Here is a 22,418-nt window from a genome sequence, read left to right on the forward strand (position 1 = left end):
GTTATGAGTTCATTATGGATTAATAAAAACCGTCTTCAGCTTTTGGTGGTACTGAACATCCAGGCCCAGTCCCTGTACCAGTGCAGAGAGCGGGACATAGGTTTTATGTTCCTTGCCGACCTTGTGCAGAAAGGCTGGCGTAGTAAGGGGCACAGGGCTGCCATTTACCTTGATGTGATTGGATCCGATTGTAATGACCACGGTCTGCCCCTTGTAAGTGACCGTAGCACTTGAGGTTGTGTTGCTCCATACCGTGGTTGCACCGATGGCATTGACGATATCCTGAATGGCTACATAGTTCTGATTCTTGACCAGAACCGGCTTGTACGGCGTATTCAGGACCTTGCCGTTCACGATAATATTCATCGGCTGCCCGGGCTCTGCGGCCGCAGGCTTGGTGTAGCTGCCCCATATGGTGTTGGCAAACACCTTCGCCATCGTTTCGTATCCGTACTGATTAGGGTGGATGTCTTCCAGTCTCAAAATATGCGTCATGGTCATTTCTCTGCCTACAAATTCCTTGGCGACCGGAGCCACCTTCACAGAAATCCCCTGCTGACTAAACTGCTTCGCCAAACCCTCGATATGCCCAGTAAACAGTGCTGCAGCCTGATTCAGCTTGGCATAGAGCGCTTTGCCGGCAAGCTCAGGAATGGGATTATACTGGTCTGCAAGCACGATAACAGCATCAGGATTCATACTATGAAGACGATGGACAACCTCCGTCACATTCAGTGTATAAAGCTCAAACAGCTCCCCGGTCAGCTTCGCCAGCTCATCGGCATTTGCCGCTCCGGCCATGGACGTCAGATTGTACATATCATTGCCGCCAATGGTCACGGTGATCAGGTCGGCATTCTCAATGAACGCGCGGGCGGCCGGAGCTTCTCTACCGATCTGCTCTGTGCGGGGATCCGGGATCAATGGCTGAATGTCATCCGCGGTCACGGAGCGTCCATCTGCGATAGCCTGTACGTAATGCTTCAATCCCTCAACCTTCAGCCCGGCAATGCCCAGATTCACGGTCTCGGTTCTGCCGTGCAGCAAGCCCTGCTCCAGCAGGCGCTCGACAAAGCCATACGGCTTGGAATTGAGATCCATCCCCGGCTCATAGCCTACGGTAAGCGAATCTCCCAGACTGACAATCCGGAAGGGCTCCGGCGGGCTTGAAGCGGCAGCATGGATGGCGGAAGGCTTCCCTCCCAGCGAGGCTGACAGCATGAACACCGCCAGCGTGAGGCTGCCGGCAGCCTGGAACAGCCTGTTTCTCCACAATATTGACATGATAACACTCCTTCTCATTTCATTCTTTTTCCAGTTTAACACCTCGGCATGGATCGGCGATACCGCTATGCGGGAATTCATCCAGGACACGCAGTACCCTCCTTCAAGGCTGCACAAAAAGCGGCGATACCAGGGATTGCCCCGGCATCGCCGCTGTAAAGCCTTTGGAACAACCGTTGCCTGCCGGAGAGGTCCCGGCCTGCGGATTACTTCTCCCGGTTCTGGCTTTCCACCTGCTCCAGATACTTATCATACCGGTCGTCCAGCTCCTTGCCCAGCCGCCGATATGCCCGGATCTCCTCGGCAATAGGATCATGCTTCGTCTGAATGACAATCTCATAGGGATGGGAGATTCGGCGCCGGCCTTCTTCCTGTACCTCTCCGGCCTCAAGCTCCCCTTCCGTTAGCAACTCGCTCAGCCTCCGCTGCAGCTCCTGATCCCGCTCCTGCTTCTCGTTCATGAGATGATCTCTCCTTACACTTGAAGATTAAAAGGCCGCGTCCGCCAACACCTGCAGCAGCTCTTCATGAATAGCGCCGTTCGTGGCCGCAATGTTGCGCACCTTCAGACTATAGGGAGACCCGTTGGTATCCGTTACCCGGCCGCCGGATTCTTCAATCAGCAGCACCCCGGCTGCCACATCCCAGGCGTTCAGGCCGATCTCCCAATAGGCGCTCAGGCGCCCGGCAGCAACGTAAGCCAAGTGCAGCGCAGCCGAGCCTCCCGCGCGGACGTTCCGCACCTTGGGAACGATGGCCTGCAAAGCCTCCATATTTTGCGGAAGATTGGAAGCCGCATCGATCGGAAAGCCTGTGGCCACCAGGCTGTCCGACAAGACGGCCTCCCCGGACACTCGTGTCGGGTTGCCGTGGACGTAGGCCCCCTTGCCCTTCTCGGCAATGAACAGCTCATCCCGGGAAGGATCATAGATTACTCCCAGAATGATCTCCCCCTGATAAGCCAGCGCAATGGATACTGAGTAGAAGGGGAACCCGTGCACGTAGTTGGTCGTCCCGTCAACCGGATCAATAATCCATACGTAATCCTCTTCCAGCGCCGTCTCCAATGCCTTGGCTGAAGCCTCTGGCCCGGGCTCGACACCCTCCTCACCGAGAATGGCATGGTCCGGAAAGTGCGTCAGAATCAGTCTGCGGATCATCTGCTCCGCCCCCTTGTCCACTTCAGTCACAAGATCCTGGGCAGAGGTCTTGGTATTCAGCTGCTGTACCGTTCCCTGCTTGCTCTTGATCCATTCTCCGGCCTTTGCAGCACAGTTGATAGCAACAGCGGCATAGCTTTTGCTGCTCACGACATAAGGCGTCTTCTCTTTATCATTCAAAGCACTCACTCTACTTTCATATGAATCTTATAAACCTATTGTATTCCCCTTTTGCATCAGAAGGAAGGGCTGCTATATTAACAACGAGCTGTATATTCATATTCAACAAGCACTTGACGGCTATGGTGTAACCTCAATTGCGGCCTGGTTAAGGAGCTTTACTCCATCTCCCTCTGCCGCGGCAAAATCACGCATCAGGCCAAACAGCGCCTCATCCTTCTTCTTGGCCTCAATCATGACGTCAAGCTGCGGGGTGATCGCTGCAATCTCTCGTAAAAAATGAAGCAGCGGCGGCATCTCGACACCGTCCGCATGACTGCGAATATCGGTGGGCGATTTCGGGCTGGACACGTGAATCTTGGGCGGAAGAGGGTTGTCACCCTCCGAGCCGGCCTGCGCCAGCGGCGAATTCCAGGTCTCCAGCACATCTCGCCACAGCTCGCCTGGCCGCTCTCCTTCATGGTTGACCCATTGATGGTGCAGATCGAGCACCATGGGCAGCCCAAGCTTCTGACATACTGTTAACGTTTCTACGGCGTTAAAGGTTTTGTCGTCGTTCTCGAGCGTCAGCCGCTCCTTAATATCCTGGTCCAGCCCCTCAAAATGCTCTATAAAACGGGCCGCCGCCGAGGGCTTGTCCCCATAGGCGCCGCCAATATGAATATTGTTCTTCATTCGGCCGCTGAACCCGAGCGCATGAAGCATGTCGGTATGATGCCGCAGATCCTTGATCGAGTTCATCAGCACCTCCGGCCTCGGCGTGCTCAGTACCGTGAAATGATCCGGATGAAAGGACACGCGCATCTCGTGCTTGCGCACAAAATCCCCGACCTCTGCGAACGAATCCCGAAGGGCAGGGAATGGATCCCAATCGTCCAGATCGCCATGGGTGGCAAGCGGAATCAGCTTCGAGGTCATTCGGTACACCTTAATATCGTGTGCGAGATTATGCTTCAGCAGCCGGAGCGTATTGTGCAGGTTCTCCCCTGCAATCCGCTCCAGCCGGCGAAGACCGGCTTCCCGGTCGTCCAGCTTCTTGAAGCTGGCCATCGTCATTGTTCTGGATGGGGAAGAATTCTGCACGACGGTGGACATAGCCACATAGCCGAAGCGGACAATCATGCCTGATCTCCGAAGAACATTTCGTGCGCCAGAGCCGTCTGCAGCCTGGACTCCTCCTCGGTCAGCTTCCGTACGAGCTGCAGCTCGACAGAGGTCACTTCCTGTCCCTGAAAGTTGATTTCAGAAACACACGCGGTAATTTTCACGATGGCGGAGGCGACGTTCTCCGGAGTATAAGCGATCACCTTTTGTCCCGTAGGAAACACGCGGAAGCCCTGCTTCAGCATCTTGCCCCGGCCGTACTCCAGCAGCTCATACAGCTCCTGCTCGTTCTTGAACTTGCACACGGAATTAAACTCGGTTTGAAATCCCATAGCCAGCCATCCTTTCACCTGATAATGTGAGATTATAGTCAAGGGGAGCCGTGTTCAACGCGGACTCCCCTTTTGTTATATATTCAGTATACTGCATTATACCTCATTCTCATAAATGAGAGATTGCTTGTTCTCATAGCGTGCCAGCCCGAGGCTGATCATCTGATCCAGCAGCTCGCGGTAGGACATTCCGGTTTCGCGCCACAGCAGCGGGTACATGCTGAACGGTGTGAAGCCCGGCATCGTGTTCACTTCATTAATGAGAATACCTCCGTCATTGCGGCGGATAAAGAAATCAGCACGGGTAATTCCGCTGCCCTCAATCGCTTTGAACGCCCGGATCGCAAGCTCTCGCAGCGTATCCGCGGTCTCTGCATCCACTGGCGCAGGAATAAGCATCTCTGACTGTCCGTCCGTATATTTGGCGGCATAATCATAGTATTCACTGGAGGAGACAATTTCACCCGGGATAGAAGCAATCGGCTCCTCGTTCCCCAGCACGCTAACCTCTACTTCGCGGGCATCTACGAATTCCTCGACGATGATCTTGTGGTCATACTTCAATGCCGTCTCGATCGCCATAGCAAGCTGGGCCGCGTCCTTCGCCTTCGAAATGCCCACGCTTGAACCCAGGTTCGCCGGCTTCACGAAGCAAGGGTAGCCCAGCTTATCCTCAATGCCCTGCACCAGCTTGTGGCTGGCCCGCTTCCACTCAGCCTGCGTAAAGCAGCAGTATTCACACTGCGGCAGCCCGGCCTGTGCAAACAGCTTCTTCATGACCCCTTTGTCCATACCGGCAGCGGATGTCAGCACGCCAGTGCCTACATAAGGAATGTCTGCCATTTCGAACAGACCCTGGATGGTGCCGTCCTCGCCGAAGGTTCCATGCAGGAGCGGAAACATAATGTCAATGTCCGGCTGCTGACTGCCGTACAGACGGCTGAATACCGCATTCAGCGCAGCCTGTGTTCCGCTGCCGCCAGAAAGCTTCAGCTCCTTCTTATCCTTGAACGGAGCATCAAGCTTGCCGCCGATTCTCCAGGTTCCCTGCTTCGTGATGTAGAAGGGAATCATTTCATACTTGTCAAAATCAAACTCATTCATGACGGCAAACGCCGTAGCCAGCGAAACCTCATGCTCTCCTGATTTCCCGCCGTAGACCAGTCCTACCGTTAATTTATCCTGTCCCATGCCATACCTCTCTTTTTGCAATTTCAGCAGTGTTCACTGCATTCATTCCATTCCTTATAACTCATCAGGAATATGGTAAAAACGGTACACCGTATTCTCGCTCCAGGCATAGGAATCGCGATAGTCCCAGTAGCGGTGCCTGCTGGAGACGGTATGTGCATTGACCAGCGGCATCCCTCCGGCGTCGAAGGCCGTGACGATTGTGCTGTGCTGAAATGCTCCGTCACCGTCCCAATCATAGACGATAACATCTCCAAGCCTCAGCTGCTCCGCACGCTCGACCTGCTCTCCCCGAAGACCCGAGCCGCTGTATTCCAGGTATCGGGCGAAGCTGTTGGACACTGCCCAGCTGTAGCTCCACCATTCCCGTCCGCCGACGTAACCCTTGTACCACCAGCCTGTTTCTCTTTTACCAGTATAGTGGATTGGTGCTTTGCCTGCAAAGAGGCACTGCGAGATATAATTGGTGCAGTCCACAGCGAACTGGGCAAACTCCGGATTGCCGGAATCCCACCACTGATCTGCATAGGCAGCCGCCGCTTCACGGTCATACAGCCCGGCCCGGCTTCTCGTTCCTGCCGCGTACACGCCGCGATGATTAATGAGCGGCACCGACTTCGCCGTCTCCCAGCCATGAACCTCTTCAGACAATGATGAAGAAGGCGGACCCTGCTCCGGCTGGCGCTCATCCTCCAGCGACTCCACATCGACAATCAGCCACGCATCTCCATCACGAAGCAGCGTCAGCCGCTCACGCTGAATGACGTCTTCCCGGTGGAGCATGCCTCTTTTTTCATAATAGAACAGACTGTGCAGCCGAAGATCCGCAATGACCTGGTCCTCCGTTTCCTTCAGCACCCGGGTCAGCCGGGCTTTCGTTTCACACCGGCGCGGAGTCACTCCGCGCTCAGCGAACCAGTGGCGCAGCCGAATCTGACGTTCTCCCCGCTGCAGCAAATAGTTGAGGTCTGTCACCACCTGCTCCTTGAGTCCTGTCCCGTAATCGACGCGGTTCTGATTATATTGATCCACATAGGCGTACAATACATTTTTCCAAGGTCTGCGCACCTCTCTGGCTATAGACATCGCTCATCGCCCCTTTTTTGACATCACATTCCCGCTCTTGATCATTGCCGCTGGCCGGAACGTCCAATCCCTGCCTGCCTTCTATTACCGATTATATGAAGAACGTCCGCCTGCTATGAGCCGCAGTTTATAGAATATGATGTTATGCATAAATAGCATAAGGCTGATTTCAAGCAGGGATGAGTGTCCTCATTATTTGTCAAAACCCGGTGAATTCCGCCTTTTTCAGCCTCAAATCTTCTTAAAAAATGCTTTACGCTGGTCCGTGTAAACGTTATAATTATAAGTAGCTATTATTTTGAAATCATGTTTCATCTAGTGAAACAACACTGTTGTTTTCTGAAGCTGTGCAGATGTTTACAAGGGTGCGTCAGCCGCACCGCTATGGATTGACTTAATTCAAGGAGGGTCATGTAATGTCAGTGAAGGATCAATTCTCCGTCTCCCGTTCGCTGGAGGTGGCAGGCAAGAACTATCGCTATTTCAGCCTTCAGGCTCTGGAGGAGCAAGGCCTGGGCCAAGTATCAAAGCTCCCTTTCTCCATCCGCGTTCTGCTTGAAGCCGCAGTGCGCCAATTCGATGGCCGGGCGATTACCGAAGAGCATGTAAAGCAGCTTACCCAATGGGCTGAAACCCGGGATGCCAATAAGGAAATCCCATTTATTCCTGCGCGGATCGTATTGCAGGATTTCACCGGCGTACCGGTCGTAGTTGACCTGGCCGCGATGCGCGACACCGTGAAGAAGGCCGGCGGGGATCCGAAGCAGATCAATCCGCTGGTTCCGGTTGATCTCGTCATTGACCACTCCGTTATGGTTGACGCCTTCGGCACCGAGCAGGCGCTGGAATATAACATGGATGTTGAATTTGAGCGCAACGAGGAACGCTACCGCTTCCTGCGCTGGGCACAAACCGCATTTGATAACTTCCGTGCTGTTCCTCCGGGAACCGGTATCGTCCATCAGGTAAACCTGGAGTACCTGGCTTCTGTAGCTGCTACGAAGACAGTAGATGGCGAAACCCTCGTCTTCCCTGATTCCCTGGTAGGTACAGACTCCCACACCACCATGATCAACGGCCTTGGCGTTGTTGGCTGGGGTGTAGGCGGTATCGAAGCAGAAGCCGGCATGCTGGGACAGCCTCTTTACTTCGTAACTCCAGATGTCATCGGCTTTAAACTGACAGGCAGCCTGTCCGAAGGCGCAACCGCTACGGACCTTGCGTTGACTGTAACGCAAATGCTGCGGAAGAAAGGCGTTGTCGGCAAATTCGTTGAATTCTACGGCCCTGGTCTGGCTAACATCAGCCTGGCTGACCGTGCGACCGTTGCGAACATGGCTCCGGAATACGGCGCAACCATCGGCTTCTTCCCTGTCGATGACGAAACCCTGACTTACCTGCGCGGCACTGGACGTTCCGACGAGCAGGTAGAGCTGGTTGAATCCTACTATAAAGCTCAGAACATGTTCCGTACTGCAGATACACCGGACCCTGAATTCTCCGATGTCATCGAGCTGGATCTAGCTTCTGTTGTACCGAGCCTTGCCGGACCGAAGCGTCCACAGGACCGTATCGAGCTGACACATATGAAGGACAGCTTCAATGACATCATCCGCACTCCGATCGATAAAGGCGGATATGGCCTGAGTGACGAGAAGATTAACCAGAAGGTCACTGTGGAGCATAAAGATGGTACGACAAGTGAAATGGATACAGGCGCTGTCGTGATTGCAGCCATTACGAGCTGTACCAATACCTCCAATCCAAGCGTTATGCTAGGTGCCGGTATTCTGGCGAAAAAAGCCGTCGAGCGCGGCCTCAAGAAGCCAGGCTTCGTGAAGAGCAGCTTGACTCCAGGCTCCCTCGTCGTCACCGACTACCTGGAGAAGGCCGGCCTGATGCACTACCTGGAATCGCTCGGCTTCTACGTTGCCGGCTACGGCTGTGCAACCTGTATCGGTAACTCCGGTCCGCTTCCGGACGAAGTCAGCGAAGCGATTGCCGAGAACGATATGACGGTAGCGGCTGTATTGTCCGGTAACCGTAACTTTGAAGGACGCGTTCACGCACAGGTTAAAGCCAACTATCTGGCTTCGCCGCCTCTCGTCGTTGCTTATGCACTGGCCGGCACAGTGAACATCGACCTGCAGAACGATCCGATTGGCTACGATCCGAACAATGAGCCGGTATACCTCAAGGACATCTGGCCAACCAGCACAGAAATCCGTGAAGCGATGGGCGTATCCGTCAGCGCTGAAGCTTTCCGTGCGAAATATGAGCATGTCTTCACCGCCAACGAGCGCTGGAACCAGATTCCGGTTCCTCAAGGCGAGCTGTATGAGTGGGACAGCAATTCCACTTACATTCAGAACCCGCCGTTCTTTGAAGGCCTTGGCAACGGCTTGAATGACATTCAAGATATTCGCCAGGCTCGTGTTCTGGCGCTGCTGGGTGATTCCGTAACGACGGACCATATCTCCCCGGCAGGCAACATTGCTGTCAACAGCCCGGCAGGCCAATACCTGAAGGACCATGGTGTTGAGCGCAAGGACTTCAACTCCTACGGCTCCCGCCGTGGTAACCATGAGGTCATGATGCGCGGTACCTTCGCCAACATCCGGATCCGTAACCAGGTTGCACCGGGCACTGAAGGCGGCGTAACCACGTATCTGCCAACCGATGAAGTGATGTCCATCTATGATGCTTCCATGAACTATCAGGCAGGCGGACAGAACCTGGTTGTTATTGCCGGTAAAGAATACGGTACCGGAAGCTCTCGTGACTGGGCTGCGAAAGGCACTTTCCTTCTCGGCGTCAAGGCTGTTATTGCCGAGAGCTTCGAGCGGATTCACCGCTCCAACCTGGTCGGCATGGGCGTACTGCCGCTGCAGTTCCAGGAAGGCCAGGGCTGGCAGAGCCTCGGTCTCGAAGGCCATGAGACCTTTGATATTCTCGGCCTGAGCAACGACATCAAGCCAGGACAAGAGCTGCACGTTACCGCAACTCGTGAAGACGGAACCCGCTTCGAGTTCCCTGTCATTGCTCGTCTGGACAGCATGGTGGATGTCGATTACTACTACAATGGCGGTATTCTCCAAACCGTACTGCGTCAAATGATCGCTGACAGCAAGTAAGCTGAAAGCACACTTATAAAGGCTGCGCCCGGGACCTCTGGATCCCGGGCGCAGCCTTTTTGTTGACCCATTGACTTATCATACCTGCGACACACCATGTAAGGAGGATGGGACCAGATGGGCTTTTTGCTAACAGGACCTTGATTCCTCTTTTCTGGTCCTTTTCTCCTCTTTTGCAGCTAACACCGTTTCAAGCGCTTCGGTTAAGGTTAACAGGTTACAAATCATTTCTTACATAATCATCTTCTATAGCCCGATGTACCCGTAATCGCTATCTATGAAGAAAATGTGTGACAGGAGGTTTGAAGCCATGCTGAACATTCAATCGGCGCTGCCCTTTCATCATCAGTACCCGCGTCCTCAGACGCTGAGCCCTAACCGCAAGGAACAGGAGACAGACAAGCCTGCTTCCTTCCACGATATTTTGACCCGTACGATGAACGAAAAGACAAAAGGGTTGTCCCGCAAGATCTAACCGATCTCGCGGAGACAACCCTTTTGTCTCTTCAGGATATCATCAAGCCCATCTCTCTTGCCGCTTCCTTCAGCAAGGGCGCAAATTGCAGCAGCGTATCCGGGGACAGCCGGTTCACCGGACCCGACAAGGACAAAGCGGCGGCAATCCTGCCCTGATGATCAAAGATGGGTACCGATACCGCAACCGCACCGGGCTCCCGCTCTTCAATACTGATGGCGTAGCCCCGCTTCCGGATATCTCCCAGCTGCCGGCGATAAGCCTTCTTGTCGACGGTCTCGGGCCAGTCAGGGTCCAGTAGCAATTCCTCCTGTACAGCAGGGGATGCAAAGGCCACCAGCACCTTACTGGATGCTCCAACATACAGCGGCAGACGAGCTCCCACCTGAGCCACTCTGCGGATCGCCTGATTGCTCTGTACTGCCTGTATCCGGATACGCTCTGCACCATCCCTCAGATACAGGCTGATCGTTTCCCCCAGCTGGTCCCTCAGGCTCTCCATCAAAGGAAGCAGCCGTACCGCCGGATCGTCACTATGCGACAGATGGGTGGACAGCTCCCAAATCTTCATACCTAGCCTGTATTTATCGGTGCGGCTGTCCCGGATCACAAATCCCCGCTCCTCCAGTGTCGCCATCAGCCGGTGTACCGTGCTCTTATGCAGTCCGATCTGGGAAGATATCTCTGTAAGCGCCAGCTCCTGGGCTTTAGTGAAGCACATTAATATATCAAGCGCCCGTTCAACGGCGCGAACGGTCAGTTTGCGATCTTCCATACCGCCCTTCCCCTCTCAATGTTTCATCACGTGAAACCTGGTTACAAGAATTATATGAAAAATGATTAGGGAAGTAAATGGATTTCCAGTTTTATTTCTGTCAGAAATCCCTGATATTCATTGACTTTGCCTGTAGCCCGGCATACGATAGATTATATTTTCATTTTTTTATGGATGTGAAAGAAACCTTGGTAAGGAGGGGCCATACATGAGCATGGCTACTGGCAGAAACGCCCCAATCTCCCGCACCGCTGAAGCCGATTCAACAAGCTCTGTGCTGTCGACAGGAATGATTCGCCTCAAGCATATTTTGCTCGCTCTCATTCTATCCGTCGTCTTCTTTCTTATATTTTGCTTTATCGCGCTGCATGCCTATATCGCATGGGTGCTCTCTAACCCTACCGTAGCACCGCTGTATTCCAACCCCAAGCTCGCCAAGGGCATGGACTATGAAAGTGTGAACTTCCCGTCCCTGAACGGCGAGAAGACAATCAGCGGCTGGTACATTCCGTCGGAAGGCTCGAACCGCACCATTATACTCAGCCATGGATACGGGGCGAACCGGGAAGAGACCTGGGTGCCGATGTATGATCTGGCCCATTACGCTCATAACCTGGATTTCAATGTGTTGATGTTTGATTACGCTTTCGCTTCGCAAACGAGCAAAGACGTTGCTACCGGAGGCAAGGAGGAGAAGCTGCAGCTGCTGGGAGCGATCGAGCTCGTGAAGCAGCGGGGCGCGAAGCAAATTGTCGTCTGGGGCTTCTCTATGGGAGGCGGAACGGCCTTGCAGGCAGGACTTGAGACGAAGGATATTGATGCTATGATTCTCGACAGTGCGTTCCTGCTGGAGCCGGATACACTATATCATAACATCAAGAATCAGATTGACCTTCCGCGTCACCCTTCTCTCGAAATTCTGGAGCTGCTGTTTCCGGTGCTGAACGGCACCAGTCTGGATCAGATTCCGTATCAGGAAGTGAAGAAGCATGATTATCCATTCCCTACCCTGATCCTCCACGGGACGAAGGATGACAAGGCACCCTACCCGATTGCCGAAAAAATAGCAGCCAACCAGACTCACCCTGATTCAAGCTCGTGGATCGTAGAGAATGCGCGGCATGAGCTAATCTTCCGGGAGCATCCCCGGGAGTATCTGCGCCGGGTGTCCACCTTCCTCGGCAAGCTGGAGCCGCCAGAGGCTTCGCCATAATGATTGTCACTATAAGCCTGTCTTGTTTGCAGCTTCTGCTGCCCGCAAGACAGGCTTATTCTTGCTCCAGCAACAGCAGAAGCAGGGTCTTCCAGAATATTTTTCAGGCGGGCATGATACAGGCTCCCTTCAGAATATATCAGTAGAGTCTGACATGAAATGGATGGACAGGGGGAATTAAAGGCATGTTGTATATTTACGGTCCTCAGCTTCCAGCCCGAATTCTGGAAGAGATTATATTTTGGAAGCAGCAGCAAGCGGAGCATACCGAGGTAATCAAGGCCATCATCCCCGGGCTGGAGCAGGTCTACATCAAGCTGCTGAATGATTGGGCGATCGTATTTGCAGAGACGGAGAAAGCTGCAGAACAGCTCCTGCCGTCTACCAGCAGCCATGGGGCTTTATCGCCAGGGATAATCGCTCCCATTGAGCAGCTGGTGAGCATGTCCATGCACCAATCCAAGGTGTTCATCCAGCAGCTTCGGCTTATGATGGAGCGCAGTGCTGCCGTTCAGCAGCTTCCCCTGGCTCCGGTCGTACTGGAGCATATCATCCGGGAGTCACAATATTTCCTGGATGTGTTAGCGCAGCTGAACAAGCCTGGGTCGCTGGAGATCTTGATGCAGCAGGCCAAGCAAAGCAGCAGCCTCTCTCATGTACCCGGTGTACCCGGCTCCATCACGCTGTTCAAGCAGGACTCTCCAGAGGCCGTCCTCTCCTTCTCAGGCCGCTCGGCCGAGAAGCTACAGCCTGTGCCTATAGGCGGTCACCGGCTGCCTCCGCTTCCTTATGCTTATGATGCACTGGAGCCCTACATTGATGAGAAGACGATGCGGCTTCACCATGACAAGCACCACCAGAGCTATATAGACGGCTTAAATCAAGCCGAGAAGAAGCTTGCAGAGTCGCGCCAGCAAGGGCGCTTCGACCTTATAAAGCATTGGGAACGAGAGCTTGCTTTTCATGGAGCGGGCCACTATCTGCACACCCTGTTCTGGAGCATTATGAGTCCTGACGGGGGCGGCAAGCCGGTGGGTACGCTGGGAGACGAGATGGTTAGAAGCTTCGGCAGCTTTGATGCCTTCCAGCAGCAATTCAGTCAGGCGGCAGAGAATGTAGAGGGCAGCGGTTGGGCAATATTGGTGTGGAGTCCCCGCAGTCAGCGACTGGAAATCCTTCAGGCTGAGAAGCATCAGAACCTGTCACAGTGGGATGTCGTACCGCTGCTGGCCCTTGACGTATGGGAGCACGCGTACTACCTGAAGCACCAGAATAATCGCAAGTCATACATTCAGGATTGGTGGAAGGTCGTGTATTGGCAAGAGGTTCAGGCCCGGTATGACAAGGCCAGCCGGCTCAAGTGGGAGCCTTTTTAGAGGGGCTTGAGAAGCCAGCCATTAAAAAAAGGGTGTTACCTCTCGCAGCAGCGAAAGGAACACCCTTCATACAATCTTAATTCCTGATTAAAGACATAAACTCTGCACGCTGTGCAGCATCCTTCTGGAACGTGCCCCGCACGCCGGAGGTGATGGTCTTGCTGCCCGGCTTCTTCACGCCGCGGGAGCACATGCACAGATGCTCACCTTCCACAACAACCATGACCCCTTGCGGCTTCAGCACCTCAACCATAATATCGGCGATCTGGCTAGTAATCCGCTCCTGAACCTGCAGGCGGCGCGTGACAGCCTCCACCAGACGAGCCAGCTTGCTCAGGCCGGCAATCTTGCCGCTCGGTACATAACCGATGTGGACCTTGCCGAAGAACGGCGCCATGTGATGCTCACACTGGCTGTAGTACACAATATCCTTGACGATGACAAGCTCCTCGTGCTGCTCATCAAACGTAACGCCCAGCACATCACGGGGATCGACCTCATAGCCTGCAAATATCTCCTCGTACATCCGGGTGACACGGGCGGGCGTATCCAGCAATCCTTCCCGTTCGGTATCCTCACCGATCAGCTTCAGGATCTGCTGGACATGATATTCAATCTTCTCCCGATGCTCTGCTACATGATGATTCGTATAATCCTTCACGCCAGCCATGGTATACCCCTCTTTCCTGATGCCTGTTCAGCATGGATTGTTATTTCTATTTAAAGACCGTTTATTTGCGTTTGCGGGACTGGCCCGGAGCCTTGCCTGGGAGCTGCTGGTTCTTCATCATTTGCTGAGCGCGCTGCATCTGCTTGCCGTTCAAGTTATAGCCCATTTGCTTCGCCATCTTCTGCAGCATCTCGGGGTTGCTCTGCATCTTCTCCAGTTGCTTGCGGAGATAGTAAGCACCGATGAAAAAGCCTCCTACCAGACCCACGATCAAAGTAATGATCGGAATGACAATATTCATGACTTGACCACCTTTTGTTCACAATATTCACCATATTCATGGCATATTACGAAACCTATCATAGCATGTCCCATCAGGGACAGCAAATGAAAAAAACGTGTCATTTCTCCTCCAAGCGGCCCCAGGATCAGGCCTCTGAGCCCCGCCTTGCAGGCAGTGCATCCTCCAGCTGGAGCAGAGCACGCTTGATCTCCACGCCGCCGCCGTAGCCAACCAGTGCTCCATCTGTACCGATGACGCGGTGGCAGGGAACAATGATCGGCACAGGATTCTTATTATTAGCGCCGCCGACCGCTCGAACAGCCTTCGGTCTTCCGATCGCTTCGGCGACCTCTCCGTAGGACTGGACCGTGCCATGGGCGATATCGTTTAACGCGGTCCACACCTGCACCTGAAACGGCGTGCCGCGCAGATCCAGCGGAAGGGTAAACTCCTTCAGCTCCCCGCGGAAATATTGCTCCAGCTGGGATACTGCGGAGCTAAGCTTCTCTTCGCTGCGCTCATAGCCCGCTCCGCCGGCCCAGGTCCGCGACCATTGCTGAAGCACTGCTTCCTTCACCGTAAAGGGACCAAACTCCACCAGGCAAATCCCCGCAGGCGATGCAACAAGCGTTAATGTGCCAATCGGCGTCTGGACCTCATCGTAGTAAAGCACCTCTGCCGGAATAACCGGCGTTCCCATCGGCTCGCCGACTGCTGCGGGCTGACCGGCTGTGCGCTCTCCACCGTCCACCTCCGCTGGCGCAGAGGAGCCTGCAGCGGCTTCTTCCGGAGTCAGCTGCTGCAGCGCCTGCTGCAGCATGCTCCGAACCTGTTCATCCTGCTCGGATTTCATGCCTTTATTCAAGTTGTTCAACGCTTCCTCGCCTCCAATGCGGCCCAGAGCCCAAGCAGCAGTTCCCCGCAGCTCCGGCCTCGGATCCTTCAGCAGCACTTCGCTCAGCTTCGGCACTGCAGATGCATCTTTGAAATTACCTAAGGCGATCACGGCGTTACGCTGGATCGGCTTGCGCCCTCTCCAGGCCGCCGAGGTGTCGCCAAAGGCCTCCTTAAATTCCCGGTTGCTCATATCGAGCAGCGGGAGCAGCAGCGGCTTCGCCTTGTCGGGATCCGGCTGCAGCTCCGCATGATGCGTCCAGTTCAGTCCCTTGTTCTTGGGACATACAATCTGACATGTATCGCACCCGTAAAGGCGATTGCCGATCTTGCGCATATATTCATCGCTCAGAAATCCTTTGGTCTGCGTCAGAAAAGAAACGCACCGCTGAGCATTAAGCACTCCCGGACCGACCAAGGCATCTGTCGGACAAGCATCAATGCACCTTGTGCATTCCCCGCAGTCCTCGGTGACCGGCTGATCCGGGGGAAACGGCAAATTCGTGACCATTTCACCCAGATAAATCCAGGAGCCGAACTTTGGAGAAATAATAGCGCAATTCTTGGCGCTAAAGCCGATGCCGGCTCGTTCAGCCACGGCGCGGTCTGATAAAGCTCCGGTATCCACCATGCTCTCCAGCACGGCCTCCGGCACTTTTTCCCGAATGAACGCCTCCAGCCGCTGCATGGCATCCCGCAGAACCTGATGATAATCCCTGCCCCAGGCCGAGCGGGCCATGATGCCCCGGTACTGCCCCGGCTGGGATTTCGGGGGATTGCTCATCTTGGCGGGATAGGCTACCGCAATCGCAATGAGCGATGCTGGCTGGGTGCCCGGCAAGGCAGGCGTAACGCGCTTGTCCAGGTCCGGTTCCTCAAAGCCGGATTCATAGCCCAGCTCCCGATGACGCTGCAGAATTCCCCGCAGGGACACAAATGGATCCGCTGATGCGAATCCGATGTCATCAATGCCCATATCTGGCGCAGCCAGCTTGATCTCTTGCTTTAGCGCCTCCCAGACGGAAGGCGCCGGGGCATAAGCCCCATGTGCGGAATGCATCTCCACGCCTCCTTATGGCAGGCTGTTTGACTCCTGCTGGAGCTACAGCCCTTTAATCTCCGACAGCGGCCAGAAAATAAATTCGGCCTTGCCTACAATTTCCGACCGTTCCACCGTGCCGAATTTGCGGCTGTCTTTGGATTTTTGAAAATGACGGTTGTCTCCCATCACGAAATAATGTCCTTCTTCCACGGTAACCGGTCCGTAATCCGGGTCCTCGATCGGAACATCTGTATACTCTTCCTTCTGGGCTTTGCCATTCACGTACAGAATGTGGCCCTTGACCTCCACTGTATCGCCAGGCACTCCGACGATCCGCTTCACGAGAAACTCCTTCTTGTCCGGACCGTCACTGGGATCCTTCAACACAATGACATCCCCGTGGCGGGGGTCGCCGAAGCGGTATCCAATTTTATTAATAAACAGGCGCTCCGAGGCCGTCAGCGTCGGCTCCATCGATTCGCCCTTCACCATCGACAGGTTAAAAACAAACATATTCAGCAGCAGCATGATGGCAAAGGCAATGGCAATGGTCTTGATCCAGTCCCACAGCTCGGCTGCAAAGCTGGCTTCCTTCTTGCCTTTAGGCGCATCATTATTTCCGGAGGAACCCGGGGGTACCGTCTGTTCCATTGTACACCTTCTTTACTCGAGAATAGCCTGGCCGCGATACCTGGCCTCATCCGGCATACTAATAGAAAAGCATATCTCAGGTCCATTTGCAACGACCCGGGATATGCTCCATATCAAAATACGATCTTGACCTTCACGGCTGGGCTACGATGCTCAGCTTCTGAAATGCAGTCAAAATTTTATTCGCTCCGTATCCCATCGCTTCGTAAAGAGGCATGGCGGCGGCGTTATGCTCATCTCCAGCCACAAGGATGCGGCTGACCTTGCGTGATTGAAAACGCTGCTCCATTGAAGATACAAGCGCTTTGCCGATTCCCTTTCGGCGGTAATCCGGATGAATTGCGATCCGGTAGTAGCACCCGTGATTGCGCTCAATCGTACCGATCAACGCACCGACGAGCATTCCATCTTCTTCCGCGACCATGATGAGGTCGGAATCCCAGGCGAGCTGTCTTGAAAATGGCTCCATTGTGTTTTCGTAGCATTCTTCAGACAATGCAACCTGCAGCAGCTCAATAACCCGGTTACAGTCACTTAATTGAAAGGAACGAATATGCATTTCAAAATCTCCCTTTTCGTTAGCATGGTACGGTTTACGCGGTTTACAATATTGCATTTTACAATATTATAGTATTCCGTTGATGCAAACCTAACAATAATGATGACTACAAAAATGGCGAAAAACCCGCTTTCTTGTCCATTAAACCACATAATTCTTTCAAATTCACGGGTTTTCTTCTGTAAGCGCTTCATATAAAGCGATTACATATCAAGATCTTTATTCCATTTTCCTTTAATCCAGCAAGTCGATCAGAATTTGGTTAAAATAAACGCCAGCTTGTCTTTACATTGTCCAAACATACTTGTTTTCGAAAAAAAGCAGTGACGAGAGCAGCAGGGCAAGATGGCGCAGCGTTTTCGGACTCAAAAGTTGATTTAATCCATCAGAAAGGTTTAAAATATGGAGGAATGGACAATTACATATATGGATTCACCGTGTGATAAATGGTTCTCCCGTTACGGGAGCAGCCCTTTACTCATAAAAAAACATATTACAGGAGGTTTTTTTCACTATGGCATTTCAATTACCATCTCTGCCTTATGCAAACAACGCGCTGGAGCCTCACATCGATGCACAAACGATGGAGATCCACCACGACCGTCACCATAACACCTATGTAACGAACCTGAATGCAGCGCTGGAGAACGCTCCTGAGCTTCAAGAGAAGTCCCTGGAGGATCTCATTGCAAACCTGGATGCCGTTCCAGAAAATATCCGTACAGCCGTTCGCAACAATGGCGGCGGCCATGCAAACCACTCCCTGTTCTGGGAAGTCATCGGACCTAACGGCGGCGGCGCTCCTACCGGTGCACTGGCTGACGCGATCGAGAGCGAGCTGGGCGGCTTCGATAAATTCAAAGAAGATTTCGCTAAAGCAGCAACCACGCGCTTCGGCAGCGGCTGGGCTTGGCTCGTGCTGAACAACGGCAAGCTGGCTGTAACCAGCACGCCGAACCAGGACAGCCCGATCATGGAAGGCCAAACGCCTCTTCTCGGCCTGGACGTATGGGAGCACGCGTACTACCTGAAATACCAAAACAAACGCCCAGATTACATCTCCGCCTTCTGGAACGTTGTTAACTGGGAAGAAGTCGGCAAACGCTACGACAGCGCGAAGTAATATCGCCTGCCCAGCACTTCAAGCCGTCCCGCTGCATCTGCAGCGGGACGGCTTTTTTGCTTGTCATATTTACTTAAAAGTCGAGTTAGCCATAGCGGCTACAATATGCTTCTGCATAGCTGTGAATACAATGACAATCGGCAGAATCGCCATTACGCTGGACGCCATAATCACGTTGAAGTACATGGCCTCATTACCCGCAATAGAATCACGAAGCATGGCAATGCCGACCGTCAGCACGCGCATATCGTCACTGTTCGTCATAATGAGCGGCCAGAAATAGGAGTTCCATGAAGAAATAAAGATCAGAATCCCCAAGGTCACAACCGTAGGCATCGCCATCGGCAGCAGCATCCGGTACAGGATTGCAAAGCGTCCGGCTCCGTCCACCCGTGCCGCCTCAAGCACATCATTATTCAATGATTTGAACGCTTGGCGCAGCAGGAAGATACCGAAAGCCGAAGCGCCGTGCGGTACAATCAGCGCCCAGAACGTGTCCAGCCAGCCCAGCTCAGACATCATCACATATGTCGGTACAAATGTAATCTGCTCCGGCACAATAAGCGCGGCCAGCACGAGAAAGAACATGAATTCCTTCCCCCAGAACCGTCCCTTCGCAAACGCAAAGGCTGCCATGAGCGCTACATTCAACTGAAGGACAATCGATCCGACAGCCATAACCAGAGTATTGGCAAAGAAGCGGGCGTAAGGAATCACCTCGAACGCCTTCCGGTAGTTGTCCCACGCCAAGGTTTCCGGCCAGAAGGTAGGTACAGCAAGCCGCATTTCTCCTTCTGTCTTCAAAGAGCTTATAAAGAGCCAGTACATCGGAAACGCGATCAGCAGCATGACAACCGCAGCAGCCAAAATTCTGAGGAGATGCAGGCTGCGGTAATGCCGCTGCCCCGCCATTTTGCTATCCCTCATAATGCACCCTCTTCCTGCCGACAAACCACTGAAGCAGGGTTAACAGCATAATGATGATGAATAAAATCATAACCAGCGCCGAGGCTCTTCCCGTTTTGAATTCGGCAAAGGCCATCGTATAAATCCAGTACACAATTGCATTCGTGCTTTGCAGCGGCCCGCCATTGGTCATTACGTCAATGGACTGGAACACCTGCATGGACGAAATAAAGGTTGTGATGATCAGAAATAATGTCATTGGAGACAGCAGCGGCAGTGTAATATGCCGGAACGTATGAAGCCGGCTTGCACCGTCAATCGCCGCTGCCTCGTAATATTCATTCGGAATGCTGCGCATCCCTGCGATGAATAAAATCATAGCAAATCCGGCGCCTTTCCAGACGGATACGGCCACCAGCGCGGGAAGAACCGTTCCGGTATTGATCAGCCACTCCACCGGCTCCATGCCGAACCAGCCTGTGATCCGGTTTAGCAGCCCATATTGACCGTTATAAATCCAGGTGAACACCATCGCGGCGATGACCATGGAAATATAGTATGGCATAAAGATAACACCCCGGATGAAGCCGAACAGCCTGGAGGCGGTAACATTGAGCAGCAGAGCCAGCAGCAGCCCAATGGCAAGCGTCAACACGACATCCATCACAGTGTACAGGAAAGTGATTTTCAGAGACTGATAGAACTCTTCATTGGACAGCAGCCGGGTGTAATTGTCTGTGCCTACAAACTTCTTCACCGGACGTGTCATATTCCAGTTCGTAAAGCTGATATACACGGAATAGATCATCGGATAGAACAAAAACACGCCCAAAAAAGCAAGCGCAGGCAGCGCAAAGGCAAAATCCTTCCATTTCTCTCTCGCACTGTAAGAGACCAGCCTAGCAGCAGAAGCGGAAGCCCTGCCGGGCGCCGCTTCTACGTTGTTGCTGGATTTTAGAGTTAAATTACTCATAGTCAGCCAGAATGTCGTTGATTTTTTGCTCTGCGTCCTTCATCAGCGGAATCGGATCCTCGTTGTTCAGAATCATTTCTCCCACCACATCCTTATACACGGTGCTGAATTCAGGATAGGCCGGATGCTGCAGGCGTGGCGTGACTTCATCAAAATGCTCGTACACGGCCTTGTACTGCGGCCATCTCTCGAAATACTGATCCCCCTCCTGTGACTCAATCGCGGATTTGCGCGTCGGCAGATAGCCTACGGATTCCGCCCACTCGATATTCTGATCGGCAGACGTCATAAATTCAATAAACTTCCACGCGGCTTCCTCTTCGACGCCTTCAACGCCTTCCATCATCACGATGCCTGCGCCTCCGATGTTCGAGGTGCGCAGCTCATCGCCGGGCAGGAAAGAAACACCCACTTCAAAATCGGCATTTTCCTGATACATTTTCAGAAGGGCCGAGGTATGCTCGACCATCGCAATCTGACCGCCCAGGAACATTTGACGCATATTGTCCGACGCTCCCTTGCCAAAGCCCATATGCATGTAGCCCTCGTCCATCCAGCGGTTGAAGTTCTCGATATACCGCAGCGACTTCTCATCCTGCACGGCCGATGCCGTCATATCGTCCTTCAGGATATCGCCGCCGCCGTTAATGATCCACGGATCATAATACCAGGTGTCCCAGCCTGGCACGGAGAACGCATAACGCTCGGTCTTGCCGCCGTTCTTGACCGCTACCTTCTCATTAAACGCATCAATCTCATCCCATGCTTGCGGAGGCTTCACACCGAGCTCGTCCAGCATAGTCTTGTTATACACGAACACACTTGTACTGACGATCAGCGGGAATCCGTACTGCTTGCCTTCATAGCTGTAGGCATCCAGCATGCCTTTTGAGAAATCAGCGGTATCCACCTGATCGCGCTCAATCCATGGTGTCAGGTCCGCAAATACGCCGCTGTCAGCAAAGTTCGGCAGGGAAGCCACCTCAACATTCGTTACTGCAGGCACATCGCCGGCCGCTACAGCAGCCTGCAGCTTCTTATGCAGATCTCCGTAAGCTCCCTGAAATACCGGCTCCACGGTGATATGAGGATATTTCTTCTCGAATTCTCCCACCATCCGGTTCAGGCCCTCCAGTTGGGCTTCCGCATGGGCGTGCCAGTATTGAATCGTAACCGGCGTTGTGTCCTCCTTCATGGAAGGATCGGCCATCGCTACCGCAGCCTCTTCATCCGCGCCGCCTCCGCAAGCCGACAAGCCGACAGCGAGCGTAAGCGCCAGTGTTGTGTTTAACCATTTCTTCATCTTCATAAGTGTGAAGACCCCTTTCTACGCCTCTAAAATGTGTGCTTATAATAACTGCCTTCTCTTCAGGGTTTTCTCAGGGTCTCCACCCAGAACAGCAGCATCTTCATTTACCATTTACCAATATTCAACGGAGCCGATCGACAGATGATTAGCTCCACTCGCAAGCGCCTGCTTGATTTCCTCTTCGGTTCGGATCAGTCCGCCGACAATGAGAGGCTGCTCAATCTTCTGCTTCATTTCCTGGATGACTCTCGGCATCAGGCCCGGCATCAGCTCTACCTCATCGGGACGCGCCTGACGGATCATCTTGACCGCCGTCTCCAGCGCCGCTGAATCAATGGCAAATACACGCTGTATGGACAAAATACCAGCCTGACGCGCCGCGTTCACGGCGTTCGTCTTCGTCGTTACAATGCCGTCAACGCCAAACCGTTCCGCAATGTACTGCACGGCTGAATGATCTCTGCCGAGTCCGCCCACCATTTCCAGATGCACGAACACCTTTTTGCCGCTGTCGTGCAGGCTCTTGACAATGGAGGATAAATTCATAATATCGCCGGCCATCAGAATAACACGCTCTACACTGCTGTTCACCGCCGCCTCGATTTGATCAATGGATGTAATTGAGGCGATAATCGGTAATTTTACACGTTCAGAATGTTCTATGTTGATCTCCCCCTTTAGACTCTATCCAGCTTAAT

22 protein-coding genes are annotated in these 22,418 nt (G+C 53.4%); 5 read left to right on the forward strand and 17 right to left on the reverse strand.

Features of this window, described 5'->3' with window-relative positions; translation table 11 throughout:
- Nucleotides 1-12: 12 nt before the first annotated feature.
- The 7 genes from ACH6EH_RS16250 to ACH6EH_RS16280 form a co-directional block, all read right to left on the reverse strand.
- Nucleotides 13-1,284: an SGNH/GDSL hydrolase family protein gene (locus ACH6EH_RS16250; protein WP_397333102.1), complete on the reverse strand. Its 1,272-nt coding sequence runs from the start codon at nt 1,282-1,284 to the stop codon at nt 13-15.
- 206 nt (nt 1,285-1,490) lie between these two features.
- On the reverse strand, nt 1,491-1,745 hold the full coding sequence (locus ACH6EH_RS16255; RefSeq protein ID WP_397333103.1) for a hypothetical protein: 255 nt from the start codon (nt 1,743-1,745) through the stop codon (nt 1,491-1,493).
- Nucleotides 1,746-1,772: 27 nt separating this feature from the next.
- The gene (locus ACH6EH_RS16260) at nt 1,773-2,624 is read right to left on the reverse strand and encodes an inositol monophosphatase family protein (protein WP_397333140.1); all 852 of its coding nucleotides are present in this window, start codon (nt 2,622-2,624) and stop codon (nt 1,773-1,775) included.
- Between the two features lie 120 nt (nt 2,625-2,744).
- The gene (uvsE, locus tag ACH6EH_RS16265) at nt 2,745-3,746 is read right to left on the reverse strand and encodes a UV DNA damage repair endonuclease UvsE (protein ID WP_397333104.1); all 1,002 of its coding nucleotides are present in this window, start codon (nt 3,744-3,746) and stop codon (nt 2,745-2,747) included.
- Nucleotides 3,743-4,060: a hypothetical protein gene (locus ACH6EH_RS16270; protein WP_138224498.1), complete on the reverse strand. Its 318-nt coding sequence runs from the start codon at nt 4,058-4,060 to the stop codon at nt 3,743-3,745. The genes uvsE and ACH6EH_RS16270 overlap by 4 nt, the downstream gene beginning before the upstream one ends.
- A 96-nt stretch (nt 4,061-4,156) precedes the next feature.
- Nucleotides 4,157-5,251 carry a D-alanine--D-alanine ligase gene (locus ACH6EH_RS16275; RefSeq protein ID WP_397333105.1) on the reverse strand — a complete coding sequence of 365 codons (1,095 nt, stop codon included), beginning with the start codon at nt 5,249-5,251 and terminating at the stop codon, nt 4,157-4,159.
- Nucleotides 5,252-5,305: 54 nt separating this feature from the next.
- Nucleotides 5,306-6,337 (reverse strand): amidase domain-containing protein, encoded by a 1,032-nt coding sequence (locus ACH6EH_RS16280; protein WP_397333106.1) that lies wholly within the window; start codon nt 6,335-6,337, stop codon nt 5,306-5,308.
- 416 nt (nt 6,338-6,753) lie between these two features.
- Here ACH6EH_RS16280 and acnA point away from each other — a divergent pair, with 416 nt between their 5' ends.
- Both acnA and ACH6EH_RS16290 read left to right on the forward strand, forming a co-directional pair.
- The gene (gene acnA, locus ACH6EH_RS16285) at nt 6,754-9,471 is read left to right on the forward strand and encodes an aconitate hydratase AcnA (RefSeq protein WP_397333107.1); all 2,718 of its coding nucleotides are present in this window, start codon (nt 6,754-6,756) and stop codon (nt 9,469-9,471) included.
- Between the two features lie 310 nt (nt 9,472-9,781).
- Nucleotides 9,782-9,946, forward strand: coding sequence for a hypothetical protein (locus tag ACH6EH_RS16290; protein WP_175415164.1), 165 nt, complete (start codon nt 9,782-9,784; stop codon nt 9,944-9,946).
- Between the two features lie 31 nt (nt 9,947-9,977).
- On the opposite strand, the gene ACH6EH_RS16295 is transcribed toward ACH6EH_RS16290, so the two are convergent.
- Nucleotides 9,978-10,721 (reverse strand): IclR family transcriptional regulator, encoded by a 744-nt coding sequence (locus ACH6EH_RS16295; RefSeq protein WP_397333108.1) that lies wholly within the window; start codon nt 10,719-10,721, stop codon nt 9,978-9,980.
- A 208-nt stretch (nt 10,722-10,929) separates the two neighbouring features.
- Here ACH6EH_RS16295 and ACH6EH_RS16300 point away from each other — a divergent pair, with 208 nt between their 5' ends.
- The gene (locus ACH6EH_RS16300) at nt 10,930-11,934 is read left to right on the forward strand and encodes an alpha/beta hydrolase (protein ID WP_397333109.1); all 1,005 of its coding nucleotides are present in this window, start codon (nt 10,930-10,932) and stop codon (nt 11,932-11,934) included.
- A gap of 185 nt (nt 11,935-12,119) precedes the next feature.
- Nucleotides 12,120-13,310, forward strand: coding sequence for a Fe-Mn family superoxide dismutase (locus tag ACH6EH_RS16305; protein ID WP_397333110.1), 1,191 nt, complete (start codon nt 12,120-12,122; stop codon nt 13,308-13,310).
- Between the two features lie 76 nt (nt 13,311-13,386).
- Here ACH6EH_RS16305 and folE read toward each other — a convergent pair whose 3' ends face one another.
- The 5 genes from folE to ACH6EH_RS16330 form a co-directional block, all read right to left on the reverse strand.
- The gene (folE, locus tag ACH6EH_RS16310) at nt 13,387-13,980 is read right to left on the reverse strand and encodes a GTP cyclohydrolase I FolE (protein WP_397333111.1); all 594 of its coding nucleotides are present in this window, start codon (nt 13,978-13,980) and stop codon (nt 13,387-13,389) included.
- 61 nt (nt 13,981-14,041) lie between these two features.
- A complete protein-coding gene (locus ACH6EH_RS16315; RefSeq protein WP_138224482.1) occupies nt 14,042-14,281 on the reverse strand; it encodes a YneF family protein in 240 nt (79 codons plus the stop codon).
- 127 nt (nt 14,282-14,408) lie between these two features.
- Nucleotides 14,409-16,217, reverse strand: coding sequence for a tRNA epoxyqueuosine(34) reductase QueG (queG, locus tag ACH6EH_RS16320; RefSeq protein WP_397333112.1), 1,809 nt, complete (start codon nt 16,215-16,217; stop codon nt 14,409-14,411).
- Between the two features lie 42 nt (nt 16,218-16,259).
- On the reverse strand, nt 16,260-16,850 hold the full coding sequence (gene lepB / locus ACH6EH_RS16325; protein WP_138224478.1) for a signal peptidase I: 591 nt from the start codon (nt 16,848-16,850) through the stop codon (nt 16,260-16,262).
- 133 nt (nt 16,851-16,983) lie between these two features.
- Nucleotides 16,984-17,409, reverse strand: a complete 426-nt coding sequence (locus ACH6EH_RS16330; protein WP_208204186.1) for a GNAT family N-acetyltransferase — start codon at nt 17,407-17,409, stop codon at nt 16,984-16,986.
- Nucleotides 17,410-17,923: 514 nt separating this feature from the next.
- Between ACH6EH_RS16330 and ACH6EH_RS16335 the strand changes: the two genes are divergently transcribed.
- Nucleotides 17,924-18,532: a superoxide dismutase gene (locus ACH6EH_RS16335; protein WP_138224475.1), complete on the forward strand. Its 609-nt coding sequence runs from the start codon at nt 17,924-17,926 to the stop codon at nt 18,530-18,532.
- A gap of 69 nt (nt 18,533-18,601) precedes the next feature.
- Here ACH6EH_RS16335 and ACH6EH_RS16340 read toward each other — a convergent pair whose 3' ends face one another.
- The 4 genes from ACH6EH_RS16340 to ACH6EH_RS16355 all read right to left on the reverse strand — a co-directional run bounded on the left by ACH6EH_RS16340 (nt 18,602) and on the right by ACH6EH_RS16355 (nt 22,389).
- Nucleotides 18,602-19,459 (reverse strand): carbohydrate ABC transporter permease, encoded by an 858-nt coding sequence (locus ACH6EH_RS16340; protein ID WP_397333113.1) that lies wholly within the window; start codon nt 19,457-19,459, stop codon nt 18,602-18,604.
- Entirely contained in the window at nt 19,449-20,411 is a 963-nt protein-coding gene (locus ACH6EH_RS16345) for a carbohydrate ABC transporter permease (protein WP_397333114.1), read from the reverse strand. Before ACH6EH_RS16345 ends, ACH6EH_RS16340 begins: the two co-directional genes overlap by 11 nt.
- Nucleotides 20,404-21,720, reverse strand: a complete 1,317-nt coding sequence (locus ACH6EH_RS16350) for an ABC transporter substrate-binding protein (RefSeq protein ID WP_397333115.1) — start codon at nt 21,718-21,720, stop codon at nt 20,404-20,406. Before ACH6EH_RS16350 ends, ACH6EH_RS16345 begins: the two co-directional genes overlap by 8 nt.
- Nucleotides 21,721-21,831: 111 nt before the next feature.
- A complete protein-coding gene (locus ACH6EH_RS16355; RefSeq protein WP_397333141.1) occupies nt 21,832-22,389 on the reverse strand; it encodes a glycerol-3-phosphate responsive antiterminator in 558 nt (185 codons plus the stop codon).
- Between the last annotated feature and the right edge of the window lie 29 nt (nt 22,390-22,418).

Source organism: Paenibacillus sp. JSM ZJ436 (assembly GCF_044383795.1).
Lineage (GTDB): Bacteria > Bacillota > Bacilli > Paenibacillales > Paenibacillaceae > Paenibacillus_AQ > Paenibacillus_AQ algicola.

What these genes read in the sequence shown, in the direction of transcription:
- ACH6EH_RS16315 (WP_138224482.1), bottom strand. Translation starts at nt 14,281, where the DNA reads ATGAATATTGTCATTCCGATCATTACTTTGATCGTGGGTCTGGTAGGA.
- ACH6EH_RS16275 (WP_397333105.1), bottom strand. Translation starts at nt 5,251, where the DNA reads ATGGGACAGGATAAATTAACGGTAGGACTGGTCTACGGCGGGAAATCA.
- ACH6EH_RS16330 (WP_208204186.1), bottom strand. Translation starts at nt 17,409, where the DNA reads ATGCATATTCGTTCCTTTCAATTAAGTGACTGTAACCGGGTTATTGAG.
- ACH6EH_RS16300 (WP_397333109.1), top strand. Translation starts at nt 10,930, where the DNA reads ATGAGCATGGCTACTGGCAGAAACGCCCCAATCTCCCGCACCGCTGAA.
- ACH6EH_RS16340 (WP_397333113.1), bottom strand. Translation starts at nt 19,459, where the DNA reads ATGAGGGATAGCAAAATGGCGGGGCAGCGGCATTACCGCAGCCTGCAT.
- ACH6EH_RS16290 (WP_175415164.1), top strand. Translation starts at nt 9,782, where the DNA reads ATGCTGAACATTCAATCGGCGCTGCCCTTTCATCATCAGTACCCGCGT.
- acnA (WP_397333107.1), top strand. Translation starts at nt 6,754, where the DNA reads ATGTCAGTGAAGGATCAATTCTCCGTCTCCCGTTCGCTGGAGGTGGCA.
- queG (WP_397333112.1), bottom strand. Translation starts at nt 16,217, where the DNA reads ATGCATTCCGCACATGGGGCTTATGCCCCGGCGCCTTCCGTCTGGGAG.
- ACH6EH_RS16335 (WP_138224475.1), top strand. Translation starts at nt 17,924, where the DNA reads ATGGCATTTCAATTACCATCTCTGCCTTATGCAAACAACGCGCTGGAG.
- ACH6EH_RS16250 (WP_397333102.1), bottom strand. Translation starts at nt 1,284, where the DNA reads ATGTCAATATTGTGGAGAAACAGGCTGTTCCAGGCTGCCGGCAGCCTC.
- ACH6EH_RS16345 (WP_397333114.1), bottom strand. Translation starts at nt 20,411, where the DNA reads ATGAGTAATTTAACTCTAAAATCCAGCAACAACGTAGAAGCGGCGCCC.
- ACH6EH_RS16295 (WP_397333108.1), bottom strand. Translation starts at nt 10,721, where the DNA reads ATGGAAGATCGCAAACTGACCGTTCGCGCCGTTGAACGGGCGCTTGAT.
- ACH6EH_RS16270 (WP_138224498.1), bottom strand. Translation starts at nt 4,060, where the DNA reads ATGGGATTTCAAACCGAGTTTAATTCCGTGTGCAAGTTCAAGAACGAG.
- folE (WP_397333111.1), bottom strand. Translation starts at nt 13,980, where the DNA reads ATGGCTGGCGTGAAGGATTATACGAATCATCATGTAGCAGAGCATCGG.
- ACH6EH_RS16255 (WP_397333103.1), bottom strand. Translation starts at nt 1,745, where the DNA reads ATGAACGAGAAGCAGGAGCGGGATCAGGAGCTGCAGCGGAGGCTGAGC.
- ACH6EH_RS16280 (WP_397333106.1), bottom strand. Translation starts at nt 6,337, where the DNA reads ATGTCTATAGCCAGAGAGGTGCGCAGACCTTGGAAAAATGTATTGTAC.
- ACH6EH_RS16305 (WP_397333110.1), top strand. Translation starts at nt 12,120, where the DNA reads ATGTTGTATATTTACGGTCCTCAGCTTCCAGCCCGAATTCTGGAAGAG.
- lepB (WP_138224478.1), bottom strand. Translation starts at nt 16,850, where the DNA reads ATGGAACAGACGGTACCCCCGGGTTCCTCCGGAAATAATGATGCGCCT.
- ACH6EH_RS16350 (WP_397333115.1), bottom strand. Translation starts at nt 21,720, where the DNA reads ATGAAGATGAAGAAATGGTTAAACACAACACTGGCGCTTACGCTCGCT.
- uvsE (WP_397333104.1), bottom strand. Translation starts at nt 3,746, where the DNA reads ATGATTGTCCGCTTCGGCTATGTGGCTATGTCCACCGTCGTGCAGAAT.